This is a genomic window from Bacillus sp. ISL-35 (assembly GCF_018613355.1).
GTDB lineage: Bacteria > Bacillota > Bacilli > Bacillales > Cytobacillaceae > Mesobacillus.
The window spans coordinates 230,097-254,165 of sequence record NZ_JAGGQK010000001.1; the positions used below are offsets into that span (position 1 = coordinate 230,097).

Annotated in this window: 23 protein-coding genes and 2 pseudogenes; 18 read left to right on the top strand and 7 right to left on the bottom strand. The window is 44.8% G+C overall.

Annotated elements, in window-relative coordinates:
- Positions 1-80 precede the first annotated feature (80 nt).
- The 4 genes from J7E38_RS01175 (at position 81) to J7E38_RS01190 (ending at position 3,179) form a co-directional block, all read left to right on the top strand.
- Complete coding sequence (locus J7E38_RS01175) at positions 81-740, top strand: amino acid ABC transporter permease (protein ID WP_214704413.1); 660 nt, start codon at positions 81-83, stop codon at positions 738-740.
- A complete protein-coding gene (locus tag J7E38_RS01180; protein ID WP_214704412.1) occupies positions 733-1,455 on the top strand; it encodes an amino acid ABC transporter ATP-binding protein in 723 nt (240 codons plus the stop codon). The genes J7E38_RS01175 and J7E38_RS01180 overlap by 8 nt, the downstream gene beginning before the upstream one ends.
- Before the next feature lie 186 nt (positions 1,456-1,641).
- Positions 1,642-2,631, top strand: coding sequence for an aromatic acid exporter family protein (locus J7E38_RS01185; RefSeq protein ID WP_214704411.1), 990 nt, complete (start codon positions 1,642-1,644; stop codon positions 2,629-2,631).
- A 26-nt stretch (positions 2,632-2,657) separates the two neighbouring features.
- The gene (locus tag J7E38_RS01190) at positions 2,658-3,179 is read left to right on the top strand and encodes a L,D-transpeptidase (RefSeq protein WP_214704410.1); all 522 of its coding nucleotides are present in this window, start codon (positions 2,658-2,660) and stop codon (positions 3,177-3,179) included.
- A gap of 36 nt (positions 3,180-3,215) precedes the next feature.
- Here J7E38_RS01190 and prli42 read toward each other — a convergent pair whose 3' ends face one another.
- A complete protein-coding gene (gene prli42 / locus J7E38_RS24020; RefSeq protein ID WP_186326750.1) occupies positions 3,216-3,311 on the bottom strand; it encodes a stressosome-associated protein Prli42 in 96 nt (31 codons plus the stop codon).
- Positions 3,312-3,548: 237 nt separating this feature from the next.
- Between prli42 and mce the strand changes: the two genes are divergently transcribed.
- The 4 genes from mce to J7E38_RS01215 all read left to right on the top strand — a co-directional run bounded on the left by mce (position 3,549) and on the right by J7E38_RS01215 (position 7,493).
- Positions 3,549-3,962 carry a methylmalonyl-CoA epimerase gene (gene mce, locus J7E38_RS01200; protein ID WP_215038066.1) on the top strand — a complete coding sequence of 138 codons (414 nt, stop codon included), beginning with the start codon at positions 3,549-3,551 and terminating at the stop codon, positions 3,960-3,962.
- A 1-nt stretch (position 3,963) separates the two neighbouring features.
- Entirely contained in the window at positions 3,964-5,514 is a 1,551-nt protein-coding gene (locus J7E38_RS01205; RefSeq protein WP_214704409.1) for an acyl-CoA carboxylase subunit beta, read from the top strand.
- A gap of 74 nt (positions 5,515-5,588) precedes the next feature.
- Positions 5,589-6,710, top strand: coding sequence for a tripeptidase T (locus tag J7E38_RS01210; protein WP_214704407.1), 1,122 nt, complete (start codon positions 5,589-5,591; stop codon positions 6,708-6,710).
- A gap of 300 nt (positions 6,711-7,010) precedes the next feature.
- Positions 7,011-7,493, top strand: a complete 483-nt coding sequence (locus J7E38_RS01215) for a chemotaxis protein CheW (RefSeq protein ID WP_214704405.1) — start codon at positions 7,011-7,013, stop codon at positions 7,491-7,493.
- A 48-nt stretch (positions 7,494-7,541) separates the two neighbouring features.
- On the opposite strand, the pseudogene J7E38_RS24400 reads toward J7E38_RS01215, so the two are convergent.
- Both J7E38_RS24400 and J7E38_RS24405 read right to left on the bottom strand, forming a co-directional pair.
- A pseudogene (locus J7E38_RS24400) lies at positions 7,542-8,069 on the bottom strand (methyl-accepting chemotaxis protein); the annotation flags it as partial.
- 414 nt (positions 8,070-8,483) lie between these two features.
- Positions 8,484-9,254, bottom strand: a pseudogene (locus J7E38_RS24405) (HAMP domain-containing protein); the annotation flags it as partial.
- Between the two features lie 180 nt (positions 9,255-9,434).
- Here J7E38_RS24405 and J7E38_RS01225 point away from each other — a divergent pair.
- The 3 genes from J7E38_RS01225 to J7E38_RS01235 all read left to right on the top strand — a co-directional run bounded on the left by J7E38_RS01225 (position 9,435) and on the right by J7E38_RS01235 (position 13,147).
- Positions 9,435-10,727 carry a DNA polymerase IV gene (locus tag J7E38_RS01225; protein ID WP_214704402.1) on the top strand — a complete coding sequence of 431 codons (1,293 nt, stop codon included), beginning with the start codon at positions 9,435-9,437 and terminating at the stop codon, positions 10,725-10,727.
- Between the two features lie 134 nt (positions 10,728-10,861).
- A complete protein-coding gene (gene gndA / locus J7E38_RS01230; RefSeq protein ID WP_214704401.1) occupies positions 10,862-12,271 on the top strand; it encodes an NADP-dependent phosphogluconate dehydrogenase in 1,410 nt (469 codons plus the stop codon).
- Positions 12,272-12,403: 132 nt separating this feature from the next.
- Complete coding sequence (locus J7E38_RS01235; RefSeq protein ID WP_214704400.1) at positions 12,404-13,147, top strand: alpha/beta hydrolase; 744 nt, start codon at positions 12,404-12,406, stop codon at positions 13,145-13,147.
- A gap of 41 nt (positions 13,148-13,188) precedes the next feature.
- Here J7E38_RS01235 and J7E38_RS01240 read toward each other — a convergent pair whose 3' ends face one another.
- Positions 13,189-13,923: a YwaF family protein gene (locus J7E38_RS01240; protein WP_214704399.1), complete on the bottom strand. Its 735-nt coding sequence runs from the start codon at positions 13,921-13,923 to the stop codon at positions 13,189-13,191.
- Positions 13,924-14,055: 132 nt separating this feature from the next.
- Between J7E38_RS01240 and J7E38_RS01245 the strand changes: the two genes are divergently transcribed.
- A complete protein-coding gene (locus tag J7E38_RS01245) occupies positions 14,056-14,262 on the top strand; it encodes a zinc ribbon domain-containing protein (protein WP_214704398.1) in 207 nt (68 codons plus the stop codon).
- 37 nt (positions 14,263-14,299) lie between these two features.
- Here J7E38_RS01245 and zwf read toward each other — a convergent pair whose 3' ends face one another.
- Positions 14,300-15,799 (bottom strand): glucose-6-phosphate dehydrogenase, encoded by a 1,500-nt coding sequence (zwf, locus tag J7E38_RS01250; RefSeq protein WP_214704396.1) that lies wholly within the window; start codon positions 15,797-15,799, stop codon positions 14,300-14,302.
- Positions 15,800-16,119: 320 nt separating this feature from the next.
- On the opposite strand from zwf, the gene rnz reads away from it, so the two are divergent.
- The 6 genes from rnz to J7E38_RS01280 all read left to right on the top strand — a co-directional run bounded on the left by rnz (position 16,120) and on the right by J7E38_RS01280 (position 21,241).
- The gene (gene rnz, locus J7E38_RS01255) at positions 16,120-17,049 is read left to right on the top strand and encodes a ribonuclease Z (RefSeq protein ID WP_214704394.1); all 930 of its coding nucleotides are present in this window, start codon (positions 16,120-16,122) and stop codon (positions 17,047-17,049) included.
- A gap of 17 nt (positions 17,050-17,066) precedes the next feature.
- Positions 17,067-17,615: a histidine phosphatase family protein gene (locus tag J7E38_RS01260; RefSeq protein ID WP_214704393.1), complete on the top strand. Its 549-nt coding sequence runs from the start codon at positions 17,067-17,069 to the stop codon at positions 17,613-17,615.
- 87 nt (positions 17,616-17,702) lie between these two features.
- Entirely contained in the window at positions 17,703-17,987 is a 285-nt protein-coding gene (locus J7E38_RS01265) for a hypothetical protein (RefSeq protein WP_214704391.1), read from the top strand.
- Between the two features lie 101 nt (positions 17,988-18,088).
- Entirely contained in the window at positions 18,089-18,457 is a 369-nt protein-coding gene (locus J7E38_RS01270; protein ID WP_215038125.1) for an ArsR/SmtB family transcription factor, read from the top strand.
- A complete protein-coding gene (locus tag J7E38_RS01275; protein WP_353049927.1) occupies positions 18,450-20,585 on the top strand; it encodes a heavy metal translocating P-type ATPase in 2,136 nt (711 codons plus the stop codon). The genes J7E38_RS01270 and J7E38_RS01275 overlap by 8 nt, the downstream gene beginning before the upstream one ends.
- A gap of 35 nt (positions 20,586-20,620) precedes the next feature.
- The gene (locus J7E38_RS01280) at positions 20,621-21,241 is read left to right on the top strand and encodes a class I SAM-dependent methyltransferase (RefSeq protein ID WP_214704389.1); all 621 of its coding nucleotides are present in this window, start codon (positions 20,621-20,623) and stop codon (positions 21,239-21,241) included.
- A 542-nt stretch (positions 21,242-21,783) separates the two neighbouring features.
- Here the strand turns inward: J7E38_RS01280 and namA are convergent.
- Together namA and J7E38_RS01290 are read right to left on the bottom strand one after the other, a co-directional pair.
- Positions 21,784-22,806: an NADPH dehydrogenase NamA gene (gene namA / locus J7E38_RS01285; RefSeq protein WP_214704388.1), complete on the bottom strand. Its 1,023-nt coding sequence runs from the start codon at positions 22,804-22,806 to the stop codon at positions 21,784-21,786.
- An 80-nt stretch (positions 22,807-22,886) separates the two neighbouring features.
- Positions 22,887-24,032, bottom strand: coding sequence for a glycosyltransferase family 2 protein (locus J7E38_RS01290; protein ID WP_214704387.1), 1,146 nt, complete (start codon positions 24,030-24,032; stop codon positions 22,887-22,889).
- Positions 24,033-24,069: the final 37 nt, after the last annotated feature.

Below are 24,069 nucleotides of genomic sequence, written 5' to 3' on the forward strand. Positions count from 1 at the left end.
AGCAAAACAGGCGTTCAGATGCTCATGTCTTCTGGGCGCCTTTCTCCTTCATGAAATAGACAGAGAGGGCTGTTAAAAAAATGGATCTTGATTTTACCGCCATCCTTCCTTCGTTGCCATATATTTTGAAGGGAATCGGCGTCACACTAAAAATAGTTTTGGTAGCAGGGCTCCTGGGCTTTGCATTTGGTATTATTCTAGCAATCTTTAAAATCAGCAAATACAAGGCGCTCCATTGGTTCGCAGACGTTTATACTTCCATCTTCCGCGGGACACCGCTGATCTTGCAATTGATGATTATTTATTACGGGGCTCCGCAGATCATCGGCTTTGAGATTTCTTCCTATACAGCTGCCGTCGCTTCTTTTTCATTAAATTCGGCTGCGTATATTTCGGAAATTATCCGCGCTGGAATTTTAGCTGTTGATAAAGGACAGAAAGAAGCAGCGATGGCTCTTGGTGTGCCTGGCAATCGAATGATGCGGGACATCATCCTGCCTCAGGCATTGAAAAATATCCTGCCTGCATTGATGAATGAATTCATCACCCTGACGAAGGAATCAGCAATTGTAACGGTCATTGCTGCAAATGATATTATGCGGAGAGCGTATATTGTCGGCGGAGAGCAGTACAGATTTTTCGAGCCGATGATTTTTGCCGGCCTGATCTATTATCTCATGGTCATCTCCTTGACATTCATCGGGAAGCTAGTTGAAAGGAGAATGAGACAAAGTGATTAAAGTACAAAATCTTCAAAAATCATTTGGCAAGCTTGAAGTTTTAAAAGGAATCTCAACGACAATCGAGAACGGAGAGGTCGTTGCCATCGTCGGGCCTTCGGGGTCTGGGAAGTCAACGTTCCTACGCTGCCTGAATTTACTTGAGCAGCCGACAAGCGGACAGATCCTGATAGGCGCTGATGATATTACCGATAAAAAAACGAACATCATGAAAGTCCGTGAAAATGTCGGGATGGTGTTCCAGCACTTTCATCTGTTCCCGCATATGACAGTGCTGCAAAACATCACTTATGCACCAATAAAGGTTAAAAGCATAGGTAAGGCAGAAGCAGAAAAGCATGGTCTTGAACTTCTTAAAAAAGTAGGGCTCTCCGAAAAAGCAAACGAATATCCGAACAGATTGTCAGGTGGCCAAAAACAGCGTGTTGCGATCGCCCGGGCGCTTGCGATGAACCCTGAAGTTATGCTGTTCGATGAGCCTACTTCCGCACTGGATCCGGAAATGGTCAAAGAGGTACTGGAGGTCATGAAGTCCCTGGCTCATACCGGCATGACCATGGCCATTGTCACCCATGAAATGGGCTTCGCACGTGAAGTGGCTGACCGCGTTCTATTCCTCGATGGCGGTGTACTGGTGGAAGATGCTCCACCAGCAGAATTCTTCAGCAGTCCGAAGAGCAGCAGGGCAAAAGAGTTTCTTGAAAAAATGCTGTAAGTCCCTGCGGCTTGCTTTTATAAACGATGACGTATCTGATAAACTATGGATGATCATATCTTGAATGGTATGATCATCTTTTTATTTGGTTTGAGAGGATCAGAAATGAGACGGAACGGACTCGCTTTCGCTTTAGCTGGTCCAGTATAAGTATAAGTATAAGTTTGATTGATAGGAGAAAATACGGTGAAATTCAGAATTGGTTATCGGACTTTAAAAACAGCACTTGGTACGGCACTTTCCATCGTCATTGCCCAGCTTTTGGGCTTCGAGAATTACGTTTCGGCAGGCATCCTGACGATCCTCTGTATCCAGGTGACAAAAAAGAGGTCGCTGCAGGCATCATGGCACCGGTTTCTTGCCTGCATCATTGCGATGGGCTTCTCTGCGGTGTTTTTTGAGGGCATTGCCTACCATCCGGTTGTGATTGGACTGCTGCTGTTATTTTTCATCCCAACCGTCGTCATGTTCAGGGCAAAAGAGGGAGTCGTATCCAGCAGTGTCATCATCATGCATATATACTCTGCGGGAAAAGTAACAGGCGGTCTTTTATTGAACGAATTGGGAATCATCACGATTGGGATAGGGGTAGCGTTGATTATGAATCTTTATATGCCGAGTGTCGATTACAAGCTCGAGCAGTACCAAAGAGAAATTGAGGCCCAGTTCAAGAAAATTTTCAGCGAAATTGCCAAATACCTTAGAAATAATGATTCCAGCTGGGATGGCAGGGAGCTGACAGAGACTGCCGTGCTGATTGAAAAAGCAAAAAGCCTGGCAATCCAGGATGTTGAAAACAATATCTTAAGAGATGAGAACTTGTATTATCAGTATTTTAAAATAAGAGAAAAGCAATTCGAAATCATTGAACGGGTGCTGCCTTCGATCACCTCGATTCCTCAGCACGTGGAGCAGGCTAATATGGTCGCGGGATTTATCGAGGATTTGGCTAAAGGAATCCACCCGGGTAATACGGTATTATTTTACCTGGAAAAATTGTTAAGGATGAAAGCCGAATTTGAAAATATGGAGCTGCCGAAATCAAGGGAGGAATTCGAGGCGAGGGCCGCCCTGCTTCATTTCGTCAATGAAATGGAACAGTTCCTTTTGTTGAAAAGGTCATTTAAAGGTCTGAATACAGGCAAGGATAAAAGTCAGCCTGCCGTGGCAAACTAACGGAAAAAGACAACGGAGGGATCAGCATGCCGGTGTTAATTTCCATGCTTCTTGCAGTTTTCATCTTTTCGCCTGTCTGGCCGTTGGGAACAAATCCGCTGCCCGGGGACCCATTTGTGATTGTGAATAAAAAAACGAACGAGGTCGCTTTAATCAATGAGAACAGAGTGCAGACGGTTGTCAGCGCAGCAACAGGCAAATCAGAGGACCTGACGCCTGAAGGGCTTTTCACAGTAACAGTCAAAGCTACTGAACCGTATTATCGCAAGAAGGATATTCCGGGGGGTGACCCTAAAAATCCGCTGGGCAGCAGATGGATTGGCTTTGACGCCGAAAACACAGATGGCCGGACATATGGAATACATGGAACAAATGACCCTTCAAGTATCGGCAGGAAAGTATCGGAAGGCTGTGTCAGGCTGCAGAACGAGGCCATTGAATCTTTATATGATTTCATCCCATTAGGAACAAAAATCCTTATAACATCCTCATCGAAAAGCTTTATCCAGTTAGGACAGGAGCATGGGGCGATAAGTGAAAAAAATTAAGGGCTGTCATCTGACAGCCCTTTGCTTATTTTATCATTATAGGAAGGTAGCCAATCCCATTAGAAGGGTCGAAGCCAGCATAGTAAAAAGCATAACGTAAACTACTACCTTTCTGATATTCGGTTTCCGCATGAAAGAAATCCCCCTTCGAACTTTCGCATTCTACCTCTATTATTTTACATTGCCAGAAACTTTTCAACAACCCCTTTGTCTATGCATTTGCAGCAACTTTTAAAGATATTGTGATAGTGTAGACAATGATAATTTCTGAAATACCTCTCTTATCTATCTAAATAAGAAGGATTTGTGACATTTTTGTCGAATATTAAAACGGTTAAATATATTTAAATAATATTTGGAGGGAAATTCATGATAAAAAAGGTTGACCATATCGGCATTGCTGTCAAATCTCTTGAGCATGCCCTCCCATTTTATACAGACGTGCTAAAACTGCCATTACTGGGAATCGAGGAAGTAGACAGCGAAAAGGTGAAAGTGGCTTTCCTGAAAGCAGGAGAAACGAAGCTTGAACTTCTCGAGCCGCAATCGGAGGAAAGCGCGATTGCCCGTTTTATTGAGAAGCGCGGCGAGGGAATCCACCATGTTGCCCTTGGTGTGGAATCGATCCAGGAAAGAATTGATGATATGAAGAAAAACGGCATCAAGATGATCCAGGATGTTCCGAAGAAAGGTGCAGGAGGAGCGCTTGTGGCATTCATGCACCCAAAATCTACCGGAAGCATTTTATACGAACTTTGCGAGAAAAACAGGGAGGCTGAATAAAATGCCAGACATCTATGAAAAAATCAATGAACTATATGATAGGCGCAGGGAAATTGAATTGGGCGGCGGTGACGACCGGATTGAAAAGCAGCATGAAAAAGGCAAGCTGACAGCCCGTGAACGAATTGAACTGCTTGTCGATCCAGGCAGCTTTGTTGAATTGAATCCTTTCATCCAGCATCGCAGCACCGATTTTGGGCTAGAGAATCAAAAGGGACCAGGGGATGGAGTTGTCACTGGTTACGGAAAGGTCAACGGCAGGCCGATTTATTTATTTTCACAGGATTTCACCGTTTTCGGCGGTGCTTTAGGTGAAATGCATGCAAAGAAAATCGCTAATGTGATGGATCTTGCCGCCAAGAATGGCGCTCCATTTGTCGGTCTGAATGATTCCGGCGGAGCAAGAATCCAGGAGGGCGTAGTTTCTCTCGATGGCTACGGGCAGATCTTTTACCGCAATTCCATTTACTCAGGTGTGATTCCCCAGATTTCGGTAATCATGGGACCTTGTGCAGGTGGAGCGGTGTATTCACCGGCGATCACTGATTTTGTGTTCATGGTTGAAAAAACTAGCCAAATGTTTATCACTGGACCTAAAGTAATTGAAACCGTGACAGGAGAAAAAATCTCCGCTGAGGATTTAGGCGGGGCTATCGTACATAATACAATCAGCGGCAACGCTCATTTCCATGGCCAGTCGGAAGAAGAAACATTGGAGCAGGTAAGGTTGCTGCTAAGCTATCTCCCGCAAAACTATGAAGAGAAGCCGCCGCGCCTCGAAGCGGACGAGGAGGAAGATTACCGTCCGGACCTGACAGACGTGATCCCATTCGATGCTGTCAGGCCATATGATGTACGAAAGGTAATCGAGCAGGTTGTCGATGCCGGTTCGTTCCTGGAAATCCAGAAGGACTTTGCCAAGAACATCGTGATTGGACTTGCGAGAATCAAAGGGGAAGTTGTCGGCCTTGTCTGCAACCAGCCAAAGGTGATGGCAGGAGGACTTGATATTGATTCTTCCGATAAAGCGTCTCGATTCATCAGATTCTGCGATTCTTTCAATATCCCGATTATCACATTTGAAGATGTGACAGGATTTTTCCCTGGAATCAAGCAGGAGCATGGCGGCATCATCCGCCACGGCGCGAAAATCCTTTACGCCTATTCAGAAGCGACTGTTCCTAAGCTGACCGTTATTTTACGGAAAGCATACGGCGGAGCATATGTTGCCCTGAACAGTAAATCGATTGGAGCAGATCTTGTTTTTGCATGGCCAAATGCCGAAATCGCGGTTATGGGGCCGCAGGGAGCCGCGAATATTATTTTCGCGAAGGAAATCCAGAACAGCGAAAATCCTGAACAGACAAGACAGCAAAAAATCGATGAGTATCGTGAAAAATTTGCGAATCCATATGTCGCTGCCAGCCAGGGAATGGTCGATGACGTCATTGATCCGCGTGATACACGGATCAAACTGATTCAGTCACTTGAGATGCTCCGGACAAAGAAAGAAGATCGGCCGGGCAAAAAGCATGGCAACATTCCGCTATAAGATTTTGGATTTGGTGTTGCCATTCAATTAGCGTTATACTCAAGTAGTATATACATAATTGGAGGTAGGCTTTGATGATTAATAACGAACGTTTACTGAATGAGTTTTTAGAGCTTGTCCAAATTGATTCTGAAACAAAGTATGAAACAGAAATCGCCCGCGTTCTCAAGCAAAAATTTGAGGACCTCGGAGTGGAAGTATTCGAGGATGATACAACGGCGCAAACAGGGCATGGTGCGGGAAACCTGATCTGTACATTGAAAGGGACAAAAGAAGGTGTCGATACCATCTACTTCACTTCCCATATGGATACAGTCGTACCGGCTAAGGGAGTAAAGCCATCCATCAAAGATGGATATGTCGTAACAGATGGAACAACGATTCTTGGTGCGGATGACAAAACGGGACTTTCAGTCATGCTTGAAACAATCCGTGTCCTGAAAGAACAATCCATTCCTCATGGAACAATCCAGTTCATCATTACAGTCGGGGAAGAATCAGGACTTGTTGGTGCCAAGGCACTGGATTCTTCTCTGGTAAAAGCGAAATATGGATATGCACTTGACAGTGACGGCAAGGTTGGAAACATCATTGTTGCAGCACCTACACAGGCGAAAGTGTCGGCTGTCATCCATGGCAAAACTGCACACGCTGGTGTTGCTCCTGAAAAAGGGGTATCCGCAATCACGATTGCAGCCAAAGCAGTTTCCAGAATGCCGCTTGGCCGCATTGATGAAGAAACAACTGCAAACATTGGCCGTTTCCAGGGCGGAACGCAGACAAACATCGTTGCCGACCGTGCAGAAATCCTTGCTGAAGCCCGTTCCCTTATCCCTGAAAAGATGGAAGCGCAAGTGGCGAAAATGAAGGAAGCATTCGAATCAGCTGCACAGGAAATGGGCGGCAAAGCAGAAGTTGATGTCCAGGTCATGTACCCAGGCTTCAAATTTGGCGAAGGTGACCTGGTTGTGGAACTGGCTAAAAAAGCTGCCGCAAAAATCGGCAGAAGCTCCGAATTGCTCCACAGCGGCGGCGGCAGCGACGCAAACGTCATTGCCGGCTTTGGTATACCGACAGTCAACCTGGCTGTAGGATATGAAGAAATCCACACAACAAACGAAAGAATGCCTATCGAAGAGCTGGAGAAGCTCGCCGAAATGGTCATCGCTTTGATTCAAGAAGTAGCAGCACAATAATGAGGAACAAAGGGCTTTCCTGCAGGGGGAAGCCCTTTGTTATACGAACAGACAGATCTTAATAGACATTTTGAAGAGGGGCGAGCGTCAAAATGTCCAAGAAATGTGTTTTAATAGACATTTCGGAGAGAAGTGGCTCTCAAAATGTCCATTAGTCGACCTCTTTTGTCAATAGCCCTAAAGATGAAACGAAAGAATCCGATATAATACTTGGAATGATCTACCTAATCATTCACCACGCAACCATAATAATCTATTATTACATAAGGATAGAACTTTAAATAAAGGAAGTGTACTCCAATGGCTGAAAGTACTAAGACGGTTGTGTTCCAGGCAGGGAACGAAGAATACGCTTTTCCGATTCTTTTCGTCATATCGATTGAAAAAATGGAAGGGATGACTGCGATTCCGCATATGCCTGATTATGTTACCGGGATCACGAAGGTAAGGGGAGATTTGATTCCGGTCATCGATTTGGAAAAAGTTCTCTATAATCGGGATATTAAAGCCGATGACAAGACGAGGCTGATCGTACTGGAGACAACGGATATCTCATTGGGTGTCCTGGTCAGGGATGCGAAGGAAATCCTTGAGATACCTCAGGAAAACTTAAAACAGCCAGGTCTGATCGCATACCGCAATACTAAATTCATCACAGGCATCGCCAATTTTGAGAAACGGATGATCATGGTCATTGATCCGGAAACCCTGATTCAGTCACTTGAGGGAATCAAAGAGATTAAGGACTATATGAAGATTCAAAAACAGGAATTACATAGCTAGTGCGTGATATGAAAACAAGCTGGCCCCCGCGGGTCAGCTTGTTTTCGTTTATAGTTTAAAGCTGGAGAATGACTTTCTCAGGTCCTCGGCCATGCTGGACAATTTGCTCGATGATTCCAACAGCTCTTGCATGGTTGCGTTTTGTTCCTCTGTGGTAGCTGCTACCTGCTCGAGGAACTGTGCGGAATTTGAAGATGCGGTAATGACGTCGTTTGCTGACTGGGCCATGAATTCGATCTTTTCATTCGCACTCATGACAGCGCTGCTGACAGTGTCTCCCTTCAAGCCGACTTCCTCGATCGATTGAGCTATTTCAGTGAAGATGTCTGCCACTTTCCCGACAAGTTCATTGCCTTTTTGTACAGTCACCTGGCTTTCATCCATCACATTGACTGCCTGGTTTGTTTCTTTTCCAGTTTGTTCAAGGATTGCGCGGATGCTGTCTGCCGCTCCGGCTGACTGTTCGGCAAGTTTACGCACTTCCTGAGCCACGACACCAAAGCCTTTCCCATGCTCTCCGGCTCTTGCTGCTTCAATCGCTGCATTCAATGCCAATAAATTTGTCTGGTTAGAAATATCAGTGATGATTTCAATGATTCGATGGATTTCCTGAGAATTGTTTTTCAGGGAATGAATCACATTCGCCAGTTCTGTAACCTTACCATTGATTTCATCCATCTGTTCTGTCACATTGATGGCATATAGTTTTCCCTGCTCAATCTTTTGCTTCGTGTTTGTAGTGGTTTGCAGGGTTTCATGCATGGAACCAGTAACTTTAATTAATTGAGAAGACACATTTTCGACTGCTTCATTGGTGCGTTCTGAAATCTTCACCTGTTCATCTGAGGCAGAGGCAACTTGCATGATTGATGTCGTGATCTCATTATTTGCTTCTGTGGTAGCTTCTGCATTTTCCTTTAGATTCCGTGACATTTCAGTAACCTGGTCAGATGACGCAAGAATGCTGGAAATAGAAGCTTTAAGGTTTCCGGATAATTGATTCATTGCCTGGATGATTTGACCGACTTCGTCCTTGCTTTTTGCCTGCAACGCTTTTACATTCAGTTCACCGGCTGCGAGTTTCTTGCAGTAAGCAACCACATCCTTAAGATTTTTGCTGATGCTGCGGGAGACAAAGTACATTGCCACAGAAGAGATGATAAAGGCGGTGATGATCAGAATGAAAGTGTTACGGATCATGGAAGCAATTGAAGAATGGTTTTCATTCATGATTTTGCTCCTGTCATCCAGGATCACCGTCTGTAACTGGTTTAATTTCTCGATATTCATATCCCTGATGGTTTCTGCTTTGTTCGCAAGACTGATTTGGGTGAAAATATCAACCTGTTCTCCATTTTGCTTGAATTCATCCACTGTCTTTAATATCTCATCAGCCCAGATGTCGTCCATATACTTATCTGTTTTGACGATTGCCTCGAATAGGGTTTGAGCTTCTTCTGTTTTCACATTTGCTTTCAGTTTTTCAGCCGAAGCATCAAACTGTTCCGCTTCTTTTTTATATAGTGTAAGAAGCTCAGGTTTTGGTTCGGTTATGTAGTCAGTGATAATGATGTATTTCTGGCGAAAAGTAGCTCCCATCTCACTGATCATGATCGCGTAGTCACTCTTCTCCTCTGCCAGGTCGATCGCATCTTGAAGGTTGCCCAAAACAATGGACAAATAAATAAAACTGCCCAGGAAAATGACCATAATAAATGCGAAAACGCTTGCATACTTTCTGCCAATGGACCAATGCTGCATAAAAATTCCCCCGTCTATGTATATCTATTTATTGATTTTATCGGGTTTCTGAGCGGAACCTTTAACCTTTTCCATGTTTTCTTCACATAAAATTCAAATTTATCTTCCAAACTTCGATTACGTATAAGTCGGTTATTTTTGATAAACTAGAAGGGAACGTATATTTGGGAAGTGGCTGACATGAAAGAGATGTATCCAAAAAAGGGCAGAGTCATTTTACATGTTGATATGAACAGTTTCTATGCTTCCGTAGAAATGGCTTATGATTCTGAATTGAAGGGAAAACCCCTTGCTATTGCAGGGAACCCTGAGGAACGGCGTGGAATCATTGTAACTTGCAGCTATGAAGCAAGAAAGTTCGGTGTCAAGACAACGATGCCGTTGTGGGAAGCAAAAAAGCTTTGCCCGGAGTTAATCATAAAAACACCGAATTTTGACAGGTACCGGGCTGCATCCGGTGCCATGTTCGATATCTTACGCCAATATACCGAGCTGGTGGAACCTGTTTCCATTGATGAAGGGTATATGGATATTACGGATTGTGCTGAACTTGGGGCACCATTGGAAATAGCTGAGAGCATTCAGAAACGGATCCTCGAGCAGCTTGATTTGCCTTGCAGCATTGGAATTGCCCCTAATAAATTCCTGGCGAAAACAGCCTCCGATATGAAAAAACCATTGGGGATCACGATTTTAAGAAAGCGGGATATTCCCAGGGTTCTATGGCCGCTCGCAGCTGGAGAGATGCATGGAGTAGGAACGAAAACCGCGGATAAACTAAAAAGTATCGGCATTCAATCTATTGGCGACCTGGCAAAAGCAAATGATATCCAATTGAAAGCCCTGTTAGGGATTAATGGCCTGAAGCTGAAAGAAAGAGCCAACGGTCAGGACAATAGAGTGGTGGATCCCGAATCGGTCTATGACTTCAAGAGTATCGGCAATTCGACAACCCTGCCGAGAGATCTTTCGAATCAGCATGAACTTCTGAAGGTTCTTGATCGCTTATCAGAGCAGGTAGCTGCCAGGATGAAGAGAAAGGAAGCTGTCGCAACCACCATTAGCATCATGATCCGGTTCAAGGACAGAAAAACGATCACAAGAAGCCAAAAGCTCCAGAATCCTGTTTCCAAGAAAGACGATATTGCTACTGCGGCAAAAGCTTTATTTTTAAAACATTGGAACGGTGATCCTGTCCGCTTGCTCGGAATCACTGGAACAGATCTGTTAGAGGCAGATAAAGCTGTCAAACAGCTCGACTTGTTTTCCTACGAACAGGATGCAAAAAAAGAGCCTTTGATCAATACGATGGGCCAGCTGCGTGAAAAATACGGCAAAGGTATCATCGAAAGCGCTGGTTTACAGGTGAAGAAGCATTCTTCAAGGGAAAACCCCGGAGCAGGTACAAGCTTTAATAAGGATTTCCTTCAGGATCGCAAAAGAAATGGCAATAACGAGAAAAAAGACTCTTAAAGTTGTTTAGCTTCCAGGGGTTAAGTCAAAATAAAGAGGGATGAACCCTATTGTTTGCACCCACCTGGATTCATTGTTACATTAGTTTGTAAGTTTTTAAAAACCAGTTATGAAAAAGGAAGGAAGTTGGAATTATGTCAAAACAGCAAATCGGAGTCATTGGCCTCGCTGTTATGGGTAAAAACCTTGCGATGAATATTGAAAGCCGTGGCTATTCTGTTTCTGTCTATAATCGTTCTAGAGAAAAGACGGATGAAATGCTCGCCGAAACGGAAGGCAAGAACATCCATGGAACGTTTTCAATCGAAGAATTTGTCCAATCGCTTGAAAAACCACGGAAAATCTTGCTGATGGTAAAGGCCGGGGCTGCGACCGATGCGACAATCGAGCAATTGAAGCCACATCTAGAAAAGGGCGATATCATCATCGACGGCGGAAATACATATTTTGCCGATACACAGCGTCGGAACAAGGAACTGAGTGAGCTTGGATTACACTTCATCGGCACTGGTGTATCCGGCGGGGAGGAAGGCGCATTGCACGGACCTTCCATCATGCCAGGCGGACAAAAGGAGGCATATGACCTGGTTGCGCCGATCTTCCAGGATATTGCCGCTAAAGTCAATGGGGACGCGTGCACCACATATATTGGTCCAGATGGAGCGGGCCATTATGTAAAAATGGTCCACAATGGCATCGAGTATGGCGACATGCAGCTGATCGCTGAATCTTACTTCATGCTGAAGCATGTCCTTGGCTTGAGTGCTGAAGAGCTGCATGAAGTGTTTGCAGAATGGAACAAGGGTGAGCTTGACAGCTATTTGATCGAAATCACAGCGGATATTTTCACAAAGAAGGACGATGAAACAGGCAAACCGCTTGTCGACGTGATCCTTGATACCGCTGGACAAAAAGGAACTGGAAAATGGACAAGCCAGAGTGCGCTGGACCTTGGAGTTCCGCTGCCTATCATTACGGAATCCGTTTTCGCACGTTTCATATCGGCAATGAAGCAGGAGCGAGTTGAGGCAAGCAAGGTACTTTCCGGACCAGAAGCGAAACCATTTGATGGCGACAAAAAGGGATTCATTGAATCGATTCGAAAGGCGCTGTATTTGAGCAAAATTTGTTCTTATGCACAGGGCTTCGCTCAGATGAGAGCGGCATCAGAAGAATATGACTGGAACCTGAACTACGGGGAGATCGCGATGATTTTCCGCGGAGGCTGCATTATCAGGGCCCAGTTCCTCCAGAAGATCAAGGAAGCGTATGACCGCGACCCTGAATTGAAGAATTTGCTGCTTGATCCTTATTTCAAGGAAATCACAGACAGCTATCAGCAGTCATTGCGGGAAATCATCTCAGCTGCTGTCCTTAACGGAATTCCTGTCCCAAGCTTCTCAGCTGCTCTTTCCTACTTCGACAGCTACCGGACAGAAACACTGCCAGCCAACCTGATTCAGGCACAGCGCGATTATTTCGGCGCCCACACCTATCAGCGCATTGACAAAGAAGGAATCTTCCACACCGAGTGGATGGAATAAGACAAAGTAACAGCGGATTTTGAATCCGCTGTTTTTTATTGAAAATAAAGGTATTTTTCGTACGAAAGGAAGGGTTTGCCACAAGTTGAGTCGAAATCTTTTTAAGTAGATCATTTGATTGGAGGGAATGGTATGACAGATCGTTACCCAGTTCTTGAGGGAGCTGAACCTTTCTATTTTGAAGGAAATAGGGTTGGCATTCTTGTATCGCATGGGTTTACCGGCTCTACGCAGAGTATGAGGCCTCTTGGGGAGGCGTATGCTGAAGCAGGATATACAGTTTGTGGTCCCCGCTTGAAGGGTCATGGTACCCATTATGAAGACATGGAACAAAGCTCTTATCATGATTGGATTGCTTCTGTTGAAGAGGGATTTCAGTGGTTAAAAGAAAGATGTGATACGATTTTTGTGACAGGCCTGTCAATGGGCGGTACGCTGACTTTATACATGGCTGAAAAGTATCCGGAAATCCGGGGGATTGTCCTGATCAATGCCGCTGTTGATATCCCGGCAATGGAGCCTGTCCGCCAATTAGAAGGAACCAGGTTTTTGGATGCAATTGGATCCGATATAAAAAAACCGGGAGTAACGGAATTAGCTTATGAAAAAACGCCGGTCCAATCTGTAAAAGAAATTTTAACCTTCATGAAAGAAGTGAAAGAGGACCTGCCGAAAATATCTTGCCCAGCGCTGATCTTTGTTTCGGACGAAGACCATGTGGTGCCGCCGGATAATTCAAAAACCATTTATGAAAATATCAGCTCTGAAACAAAAGAAATTCATCCCTTAAAAGAAAGCTACCATGTTGCAACTCTAGACAATGATCAGCAGATTATTATTGAAAACACACTGCAGTTTATCAAAAGGAACCTTTAGAAGGCATGAGATTGCCTTCTTTTTTTGTATGCTAGGAATGTTTAAGTCTCAGAATAAGAATTCCTTTTCTCTCCTTTTAGCCATAACCGCAAGCAGAGCCAAGTCATGAGACTTAAAAAGACCAGCAAACTTTCCAGGGAAAAAATATACCATGGATAGGGACCGAGTAAATCCATGAAACTAGGGCTATCAGGTTTATGCCGCAAAAACCAATAGTTCCCGTCAGCGGTTTTGTTAATGAACAGGATCGCGGGCAGAAGCAGATTGATGAAGAGAATAACCTTTAAAACTGAACCGAATGTAGGGTGAAAACCCTTTGCCAGAGTGAAATAAAGGGTTACCCATACAATCATCATATGGGCATAGAAAAAGTGAAAAAAGCGGAAATGAGGGAAGCCATAGGTTAAAGCAGGTGTGATGATCGCCTGGGTCGCACCTAATAAGGCAATGAAAAACAATAGCTCAAAAAAGAGTTTCTTTCTCGTCAACAGTAAACCAATAGCGAGGAAGAGTCCTATATTACATAGTTCCAGGGGCATGGAGCGTCCTAGCTTCCAGACAGCATGTTTATACATCCAGTAATGATTGAAGAGCTCGATCAATATTAATGAGAATGCTGTCAGCAGCTCAGCTTTCCGCCACTTTTCATCACTTAAAATCCTCCTGTTTAAAAAAATCGCTGTATTTACAAATATGAAGATTGCTAAAATGGCAAGATGGCTCTCAGAAAACATGGCAAAGCTGAATGTCTTGTTGCTGTGTCCAAACCACCCCATACATTCCACCTCTGTTTAGTTAATATGACAAATATAAGTTTTCCTTTTCAGGATTTTTTTATGTGAAAAGGTGAAACCAATCTTTGGCAGATTCGTAAAAGAAGTATAGTTCAAAAAGGGAGTTGGAAGACAATGAATGAAAAAGGGTGCATTAAATGTGGCAGCACGGACGCAGCCCAGAAGGATGTTGCGATGACTGGAACGGGATTATCCAAGATGTTTGATATCCAGAATAACCAGTTTACGGTTGTGTATTGCAGGAGATGCGGATATTCGGAGTTCTATAACAAAGAAGCATCTGCTGGCTCGAATATCCTTGATTTCTTTTTTGGAGGTTAAACAAAAGGCCCGCCATATACCAGGCGGGCCTTTTGCATTAGCAATTTTCTACATCGATTTCGGTGATTGGCCACCAGAAGAATCCATCTTTTTCGAGCAGCTTGTCTGCTGCATCAGGACCCATTGAGCCAGATTCATAGTTCGGGAAGGACGGTTCTTTTGTGTTTTCCCATACTTCAGAGATATTATCGACGAAACTCCAGGATAAAGCGACTTCATCCCAATGTGTGAAGTTTGTTGCATCACCGCGCAATGAATCATACAGAAGCTTCTCATATGCTTCCGGTGTATTCAGGCCATCGATCCCTTTATTGGCGTAATTCAGTTTCACAGGTGTAGCATCTGTTCCCTGGCCGGATTTCTTGGCGTTCAAATGGAGCGTGATTCCTTCTTCAGGCTGGATATGGATCACAAGCAGATTTGGATTGACCGTTTTTTCTGGCTTATAATACAAATCCATAGGGATATCTTTGAATTGGATCACGATTTTTGTTGATTTCGCCTTCATTCTTTTACCTGTCCGGATATAGAAAGGTACTCCAGCCCAGCGGAAGTTATCGATCATCAGCTTGCCTGCTACGAACGTTTCCGTATTGGAATCAGGGTCAACCATTTCCTCCTGACGGTAAGCAGGAACAACTTTTTCATTCATCGATCCTTTACCATATTGGCCACGGACAAAATAGTCGTTCACTGCCTCTCCCGTGATTGGACGGAGTGCACGGAATACTCTTACTTTTTCTGAACGAATTTCATCCGTTGTCAGCTTGATAGGCGGTTCCATCGCCAGCAATGAGACCATCTGAAGCATATGATTCTGGACCATGTCCCGGAGTGCACCGCTTTTTTCGTAATAGCGGCCGCGTTCTTCCACGCCAAGCGTCTCGCTGGATGTGACCTGGATGTTGGAAATGTAGCGGTTATTCCAGAGTGGCTCGAACATCGCGTTCGCAAAACGAATGACCTCGATATTTTGAACCATTTCCTTTCCGAGGTAGTGGTCGATCCTGTAGATCTCATCCTCGGAAAAAGCAGTCCGGATTTGCTTGTTCAGCACCTTTGCCGATTCAAGGTCATGTCCGAATGGCTTCTCGATGACAAGCCTTTTGAAACCTGAAACATTCGTCAGGTTATCTTTCTTTAAATGCTCAGCAATCGTTCCGAAGAATTCAGGTGCCATTGCCAGGTAGAAAATTCTATTGCCATCAAGTCCGTAATGTCCGTCGAGATCCTCCGCCAGCTTGCCAAGAGCGATATAGGAGCTTGAATCCGTAACATCATGGGAGTGATAATAAAACTTGGAGACGAACTCATCAATATTCGCTTCTGCCTCGCCATGTTCAGTTACAGACTCTTTTACCCTAAGCTGGAATTCCTCATTTGTCAGTGAACGACGGGCAACTCCAACGACCGCGAACTTGTCCAATTTCCCTTTTGCATACAAATTGTAAAGGGAAGGAAACAGTTTGCGGTTTGCCAGGTCTCCTGTAGCCCCGAAGATCATGATTAAAGCTGTTGGTTTTTCGGTGTGTGCCACAATATAGAACCTCTCTTTTATGTGAATTTAGAAATATGTAGAAGGCTCTTTCCGTTTACTTTTCCGCATTCTCGCCCGGAAAATGGAAAGCAACAATCTCTGCGAATAAAAAACACTTTACAAATACAAAATTGTATCTGTTTGAAGAGCAATTAGCAACTTTTTTGGCCTGTAATTAGTTTCTGCAAATTGTATCGAACTATCCCATTCTCGTTTAAATCAACGTTCTGTTTAGAAGGAAGCTGAAACATATGATATATTGAAAGGAATAATGAAAGCGGGTACGCTTGCAGGCGTATGGACAGGAGGATATCAGGTTTATGGATGTTTTTTTTCTGGGGACAGGTGCGGGTGTTCCCGCAAAATTAAGGAATGTGACTTCAATTGCCCTGAAGTTGCTCGAGGAACGGGGAGCTGTCTGGCTTTTTGACTGCGGGGAAGCAACCCAGCACCAGATTTTACATACAAGCATAAAGCCGAGAAGAATCGAGAAAATTTTTATCACCCATTTGCACGGTGATCATATCTATGGCTTGCCAGGCTTGCTGTCCAGCCGTTCGTTCCAGGGCGGGGACTCATTGGTTTCGGTATATGGACCGCCGGGGATCAAAGAATATATTGAAGTATCCTTAAAGGTCAGCAAATCTTATTTGAAGTATCCAATCGAGATTGTCGAATTGGATGAAGGAATCATATTCGAGGATGATCAGTTTATTGTGGAAGCAAGGCTGCTTGAGCATGGAATTCCTTCATATGGGTATAGAATTACTGAAAAGGACCGACAGGGTACACTCCTTGCAGACAAGCTTCAAGCTGCAGGTGTAAAACCGGGCCCTGATTACAGGAAAATCAAAAATGGCGAAGAGGTCATATTGGACAACGGTACGGTGATTGACCCTGCTGTATTTGTCGGTCCGCCGCAGAAAGGCCGGATCATTTCCATTTTAGGAGACACAAGAATATGCAAAAATGCTCAACTGCTTGCCCAGGATGCGGACTTGCTCATCCATGAGTCCACTTTTTCAGCAGGTGAAGAGGCGCTTGCACATGAGTATTTCCATTCGACTACATTGCAGGCAGCAGAAACAGCCTTGCATGCTGGAGCGAAAAAGCTGTGCCTTACCCATATTAGTTCAAGATATGACCGCAATGACTGGCAGCAGCTAGAAGCTGAAGCCAAAACGATTTTTGCCAACACCGTCATATCAGAGGACTTCTTGGAAATCACGATTCCGTATGATCATGACTGAATAAAGGGGTGTGACGATTGAAAACGATCTATCTTGTACGTCATGCGAGTGCTGAAGGACAGCCGGTAGACTCGCCACTGACCGAACATGGCCGGAAGCAGGCGCTTGCACTGGTTGACTTTTTCAAACACAAGGAAGTAGATGTCATCTATTCGAGTCCATTTAAAAGAGCGGTCGATACAATCAAACCTCTGTCCAATTCCAAGGGAATAGAAGTTCTTGAGGATGAAAGACTTGGTGAGAGAGTGCTAAGCACAGTGAATCTGGAAGACTGGCGAGAAAAGCTGAAACAAACCTTCGAAGACTTCGAGCTTGTATTTGAGGGTGGAGAGTCTACTTCTGCCGCGATGAAACGGGCTAAATCCCTGATTGAAGACTTACTATGTTCGGATGATGATCATATCCTCCTTGTCAGCCACGGAAACATGACCACATTACTCATGAGGTATTTCAATGAAAGTTTCGGATACGATTGCCTGATGGAAATGACCAATCCAGATGTTTTTGAACTGGTTGTTTCAAGTGAAAGCACACTCCTGAATCGAATATGGGATGACCGGATTTAATACTGTTTAAAAAATGACTCTGAGGGAAATGGAAGGTGATGGAACAATTTCCATCCATTCTGTCTACACGAAACTGGGGGAGTACTCTTGGAATTCTTACTTTTATTCGGTCTTCATTTTTTTATTATGGGTTCACTGGTCATGTTATTTAGCGGGATCATCACTTTTCTCCTGCCGAGGATGCATTTCCTGATCACTATTTCCTTATTCGGGATTGTTGGGGTACTGTATGCTGTCATTTTTGAAGTGGTGGATCTTGCGATATTCGCGGTTTTCTATAATATGATCTTTTCCCTGATCGCGGTTGGTCTCGTAAAATTAGGATTTTATTTTAAAAAGGTTGCTGACCGCCAGGAGGAAAAAATAGCCTAATCTTTAAAACCAGGAGAAAATCCTGGTTTTTTTATTGACATTCAAACGGTGGTTTGAATATGATATATTCAAATGATGATTTGAATGAGGTGGAAGATAAATTGAAGGAGCAGGATGTCTGTCAGGTCAACTGTGTCCACAGTGATAAGGTTGAGGCGGTTGCTGAGAAGTTAAAGGAACAAAATACTGCGGATGCCGCAAAAATTTTTAAAGCTTTATCCGATGAAACGAGAATCAAGATCGCCTATTCGCTTTTTGTGGGGGATGAACTTTGTGTTTGTGATGTTGCTGCGATTGCGAATGCTTCAACTGCTACCGCATCCCACCATCTCCGTACGCTGAAGAACCTGGGTCTTGCCAAATACCGCAAGGAAGGGAAGCTTGTTTATTATTCTCTGGTGGATGACCATGTGAAGCAAATGATTCAAATGGCGTTTGAACACCAAAAGGAGATGGAGCATTGTGACTGAAGCAGTTCAGACAGGAGAAAAAACAATATACCGGGTACAGGGCTTCACCTGAGCAAGCTGTGCCGGTAAGTTCGAAAAGAACGTAAAGCACCTGGATGGTGTTTTTGATGCAAAGGTTAATTTTGGCGCCTCGAAGCTGACTGTATACGGGAATACAACGATTGAAGAGCTGGAGCAGGCGGGTGCGTTCGAGAACCTCAGGCTATATCCCGATAAAGCCGATGCACCTGTTGGAAAAAAGAAACCATTCTGGCAGGAAAACGCGAATTTGCTGCTCAGTTTGGCAATGATCATTGCAGCCTATTATTTTCAAGGGACGTATGGTGAAAAATCAATGCCTGCGATTCTATTATTCTTGGGAGCCATTTTTATTGGCGGCTACACGCTATTCAAAAGCGGGATAAAGAATCTGTTAAAACTTGATTTTGACATGAGGGCCCTGATGACTGTCGCCATCATCGGCGCGGCGATTATTGGCGAATGGAGCGAAGGCGCTGTCGTTGTCATTTTGTTTGCGATCAGCGAAGTCCTTGAAAGATATTCGATGGATAAGGCAAGAGCTTCGATCCGCTCGTTGATGAATATTGCACCGAAGGAAGCATTGGTCCGGCGCAATGGAAGAGAATACAGTATTCATGTAAATGAGATAGAAGTCGGTGACATTATGATTGTCAAACCAGGCGAGAAGATTGCCATGGATGGAGAAGTGGTTGCTGGCTTCTCGTCTGTTAATCAGTCGGCAATCACCGGTGAGTCTGTCCCTGCTGAGAAAAATGTTGGAAATGAAGTTTATGCTGGATCGATAAATGGTGAAGGAATGATTGAGGTCAGAGTAACCAAATTGGTCGATGATAGTACAATCGCTAAAATCATCCACCTTGTCGAGGAGGCTCAGGCAGAAAAGGCGCCATCTCAGGCTTTCGTAGACCGATTTGCTAAGTATTACACTCCGATGATCATCCTGGTTGCCTTCCTGGTGGCGATTATACCTCCGCTCTTGTTCAGCGGCGACTGGAGTGAATGGATTTATCAGGGATTAGCTGTCCTTGTTGTCGGCTGCCCCTGCGCACTCGTGATTTCAACGCCGGTGTCCATCGTGACCGCAATCGGCAACGCTGCCAAAAATGGTGTACTTGTTAAGGGTGGAGTCCATCTGGAAGAGATGGGCATGCTTAAAGCGGTGGCATTTGATAAAACCGGGACGCTGACTAAGGGTGTCCCGGAAGTGACCGATTTCGTGCTGCTGACCAATGCAGATGAAACGGAACTCCTTTCTAAAGTTGCCGCTCTGGAAAACAAGTCACAGCATCCGCTAGCTTCTGCGATTGTCCGCAAAGCAGAAACGGTTGGGGCATCATTCAGGGAGAAGCAGGTCGAAGCATTCACGTCGGTAACTGGTAAAGGTCTAAAAGGTGTGATCGACGGAGTTGTGTACCATATCGGCAGCCCTAACTATCTTGAAGAAATAATTGCTGGCAAAATTCCATTCTCCGCTTCTGAAAAAATTGCCGATCTGCAAGCGGAAGGCAAGACAGTGATGGTGGTTGGTACAGAATCCCGCTTGCTTGGTCTCATCGCAGTCGCCGATGAGGTACGGGAAACAAGCAGGGAAGTAGTTGCCCGTCTCCATGAGTTGGGGATTGAAAAGACGATCATGCTGACAGGGGACAATAGAGGGACAGCACAGGCAATTGGCAGCCAGGCGGGCGTGTCGGATATTGAATCCGATCTGCTGCCAGAGGATAAGCTGTCATTCATTAAGTCTTTACAGAAAGATCATGGAAAAGTCGCAATGGTCGGCGATGGAATCAACGATGCGCCTGCACTTGCCGCGGCTACTGTTGGTATCGCGATGGGCGGGGCTGGGACCGATACAGCACTCGAAACGGCCGATATTGCGTTGATGGCCGATGACTTGAAAAAGCTGCCCTTCACGATGAAATTAAGCCGAAAGACACTGACGATCATCAAGCAGAACATCGCTTTCTCGATTGGCGTGAAATTGCTCGCTCTGCTGCTGGTCATCCCAGGTTGGCTTACCTTGTGGATCGCGATATTCGCCGACATGGGCGCAACGCTGATTGTAACACTCAACGGGTTGAGACTTTTAAGAGTCAAAGATAAATAGAAGTCGCATTTATCATTCAGGTTGGAGTGGATGCTATGAACAATTCTTGGAATAAGATCATTTACAAAGCTGCGGCACCGATTTATGACGGGATTTTTAATGCTGGTCCATTCTTCAGGGTAAGAGACACACTGTTCAAAGGAATCCACTTCCGTCCCGGAGACAAGGTACTGTTCGTTGGTGCAGGCACCGGGGCAGATATTGAGAGATTGCCTTATGAACAATTGGATATTACCGCAATCGATTATTCAGAGGATATGCTTCAGAAAGCAAAGGATAAATTCCAAGGCTCAAAGATTACTTTTTTGACAATGGATGCTCAGCAGCTTGACTTCGCCGATGACACCTTTGATTATGTTGTTGGAAGTTTAATCTTATCAGTCGTCCCTGACCACAAAAGGTCGTTTGCCGAGATGGTAAGAGTATGCCGAAAAGATGGCCTTGTCTTGATATTCGATAAATTTGCCGAGCCGGGGAAAGGACTTTCATTTGCCAAAAAAGCCTTCAGGCATGTGATCATGCTGCTTGGTACGGACATCGGCGTATCTTTTGAGGAAGCCTGCCAAACGGAAAAAGCTAGAGTCAGGCTGATTTCTGATGAAGGAGTCATGTTCGGGAATATGTACCGCAGGATTTTACTGAAAAAAGTCTGTTAAATAAATGAATTCATAGAAAAAGAGGCTGTATAAATGACAGCCTCTTTTTCTATGGTGTTACTGGATTTGGTTAGGATCTTAGACATATGACGGACAGAAATTCGCGAAAAGCGCAAGAAAGTGTCCGTCATCAAGGTCATGACGGACAGAAATTCATGAAAAGCGCAAGAAAGTGTCCGTCATCAAGGTCATGACGGACAGAAATTCAGGAAAAGCGCAAGAAAGTGTCCGTCATCAAGGTCATGACGGACAGAAATTCAGGAAAAGTGCAAGAAAGTGTCCGTCATCAAGGTCATGACGGACAGAAATTCAGGAAAAGTGCAAGAAAGTGTCCGTCATCAAGGTCATGACGGACAGAAATTCAGGAAAACTGCAAGAAAGTGTGCGTCATCAAGGTCATGACGGACAGAAATTCAGGAAAAGCGCCAGAAAGTGTCCGTCATTCATATTAAAGTCATTTCAAGGTACAGGAGGTCAAAAAGAGGCATCCAGCGTAATACACTGGATGCCTCTTTAGGAACAAAGATCATTTTAGTTTTAGCTTAAAACATCCATCCTCGTTCATATTGCTTAGGTGATTCAATGCTTGTTCTAAGCTCTTTGGCTGCAGTTCTTGGCCAGTATGGATCGCGCAGCAGTTCGCGGGCAATGAAAATCAGATCGGAGCGATCATTCTGCAGGATTTCTTCAGCCTGGATACCGGTGGTGATCAATCCTACAGCTCCAGTAGCCACATTGGCTCCATGTTTGATTTTTTCAGCATACTTTACCTGATAGCCTGGATAGGCGTGGATCCTTGCTGGCACAACCGCTCCGGAGCTTACATCAATCAAATCAACTCCAAGTTCTTTCATCGATGCACCAATTTTTACGTAATCATCGGCAGTCAGGCCATCTTCATGATAGTCGCATGCAGAAACACGGACAAGCAGAGGGCCATCCCACACTGATTTTACCTCTTCAAGGGTTTCTTTGAGGAAGCGGAAACGGTTCTCGTCAGTGCCGCCGTATTCATCTTCCCGTTTGTTTGTAAGCGGGGAGAGGAACTGGTTGATCAAATACCCATGTGCCGCATGAATTTCAATCACATCGAAGCCTGCACGCTTAGCCCTTTCAGCAGCCTTCCTGAATGCCTCGACAGTTTCCTTGATTTCTTCAACCGTCATGGCCTTTGGTTCTTTATATTTTTCATCAAAAGCGATCGCAGAAGGGGCGATGATTTCATCACGCAATGCTGCTTTTCGGCCGGCATGTGCCAATTGGATACCAGCTGCGGCGCCATTCTGCTTGATTTGTTCAGTCAGTTTTGTCAGCCCGGGAACATGCTCATCGCTCCAGATACCCAGGTCCTGATGCGAAATCCTGCCCTGTGGTGTGACCGCGGTTGCTTCAAGGATGATCAGGCCAACCTGGCCTACTGCCCGGCTCACGTAGTGTGTCATATGAAAGTCTGTGACCATCCCGTCTTCTTTTTCACATGAATACATGCACATCGGTGCCATGACAATCCTGTTTTTCAGGGTTAAATCTTTGATTTTATAAGGGGAAAATAATTTCTTTTCCAATCCAGAAGCCTCCTTTTATTTCGTTATCCAAAATATATCTTCAGTATAACAGGGCTTGAAGAGGAAAGGAAAAATTGTACTCACCGCAATGTGTTTTTTCTTAATTCCGCAAGCGTATATTTCGTTCCGCGCCAGATGATTCCACCTCTTTTAATAGTCAGATAGCTTGCTCTCAGGATGGAGAAAATGAACAGCAGGGCCGTAAAGGGCAGGACAAGGAACAGCCATGGTGAAAATCGGGTCATTTTCTTGGTTACCAACATATACAGAAAAGCCAGGAATACGAGATTAACAGCACTGAGGATTGCTACTGCTTGATTACCCGAAAAAACAGTGAAGAAAGGTAAGACCTGAGAAACAAAGACACCAAACACTGAAAACAGCACCATGCTGATCCTGTAGTGAAGGCCGGCGAAGGTGTTTTTCTCCAGTCCGCCTAAAGCCCCACCCAGGGTTTGGTACCATTCGACTTCAATGAGCGTCATAGCCGTGACAATCCGCTGGTTGAGACCCAGGCGCTTTACCATCATTCCCAGCTGCAGATCATCATCTGGCCGCATCTTTATAGATTCATGGGTGCCGACTTTTTCATAGGCCGACCGGGTGATCATATTGAATGCACCGATCCCGACTCCCGTTTTTGAACGTGGATTATTGCCGAGCCATGGTCTCTTGTAATAGGAAAAGCCAAATAAGAAGAATGCAACAAAGGCCTTCAGCCAGAAAGGCTTTGCACTAAGGTTCGGGGCGGCGGTCAAATGATCGAGGCTATGTTCCTCAAAATAACCGACCGCTTTAGAAAAAGCCTCGGGATGGTACATGACATCAGCATCTGTAAATAAGATCAGGCTGCCTGACGCGAGCTGAAAGCCTTTATAGAGAGCGTGGTTCTTGCCGAGCCACCCTTCTGGCAGACTCTTGATATGAACCACTTTAATTCTAGAATCCAAGCTTTTCAGGAATTCCATCACACTGCCGGTACCATCCTCGGATCGGTCATTGACGAGGATCCACTCGGTATTTTTGTAGGTTTGTGCCAGCTGTGTGCGGATGCTGTGGGAAATATGTTCTTCTTCATTCCTCGCGGCCACGATGACGCTGAGAAGTGGTTTTCGGTTTCCCGCCTTAGCCCTCTCGAGAGAATCCAATTTCCTGAAGCCAATCAAGGCATCGATCGTTGCCAAAATCCAGATGACTAAAGTTAAAGACAGTAAAATTACCAGCACTATTCACACGTCCCTGTGTTTTTTCTCCATTGTAGAG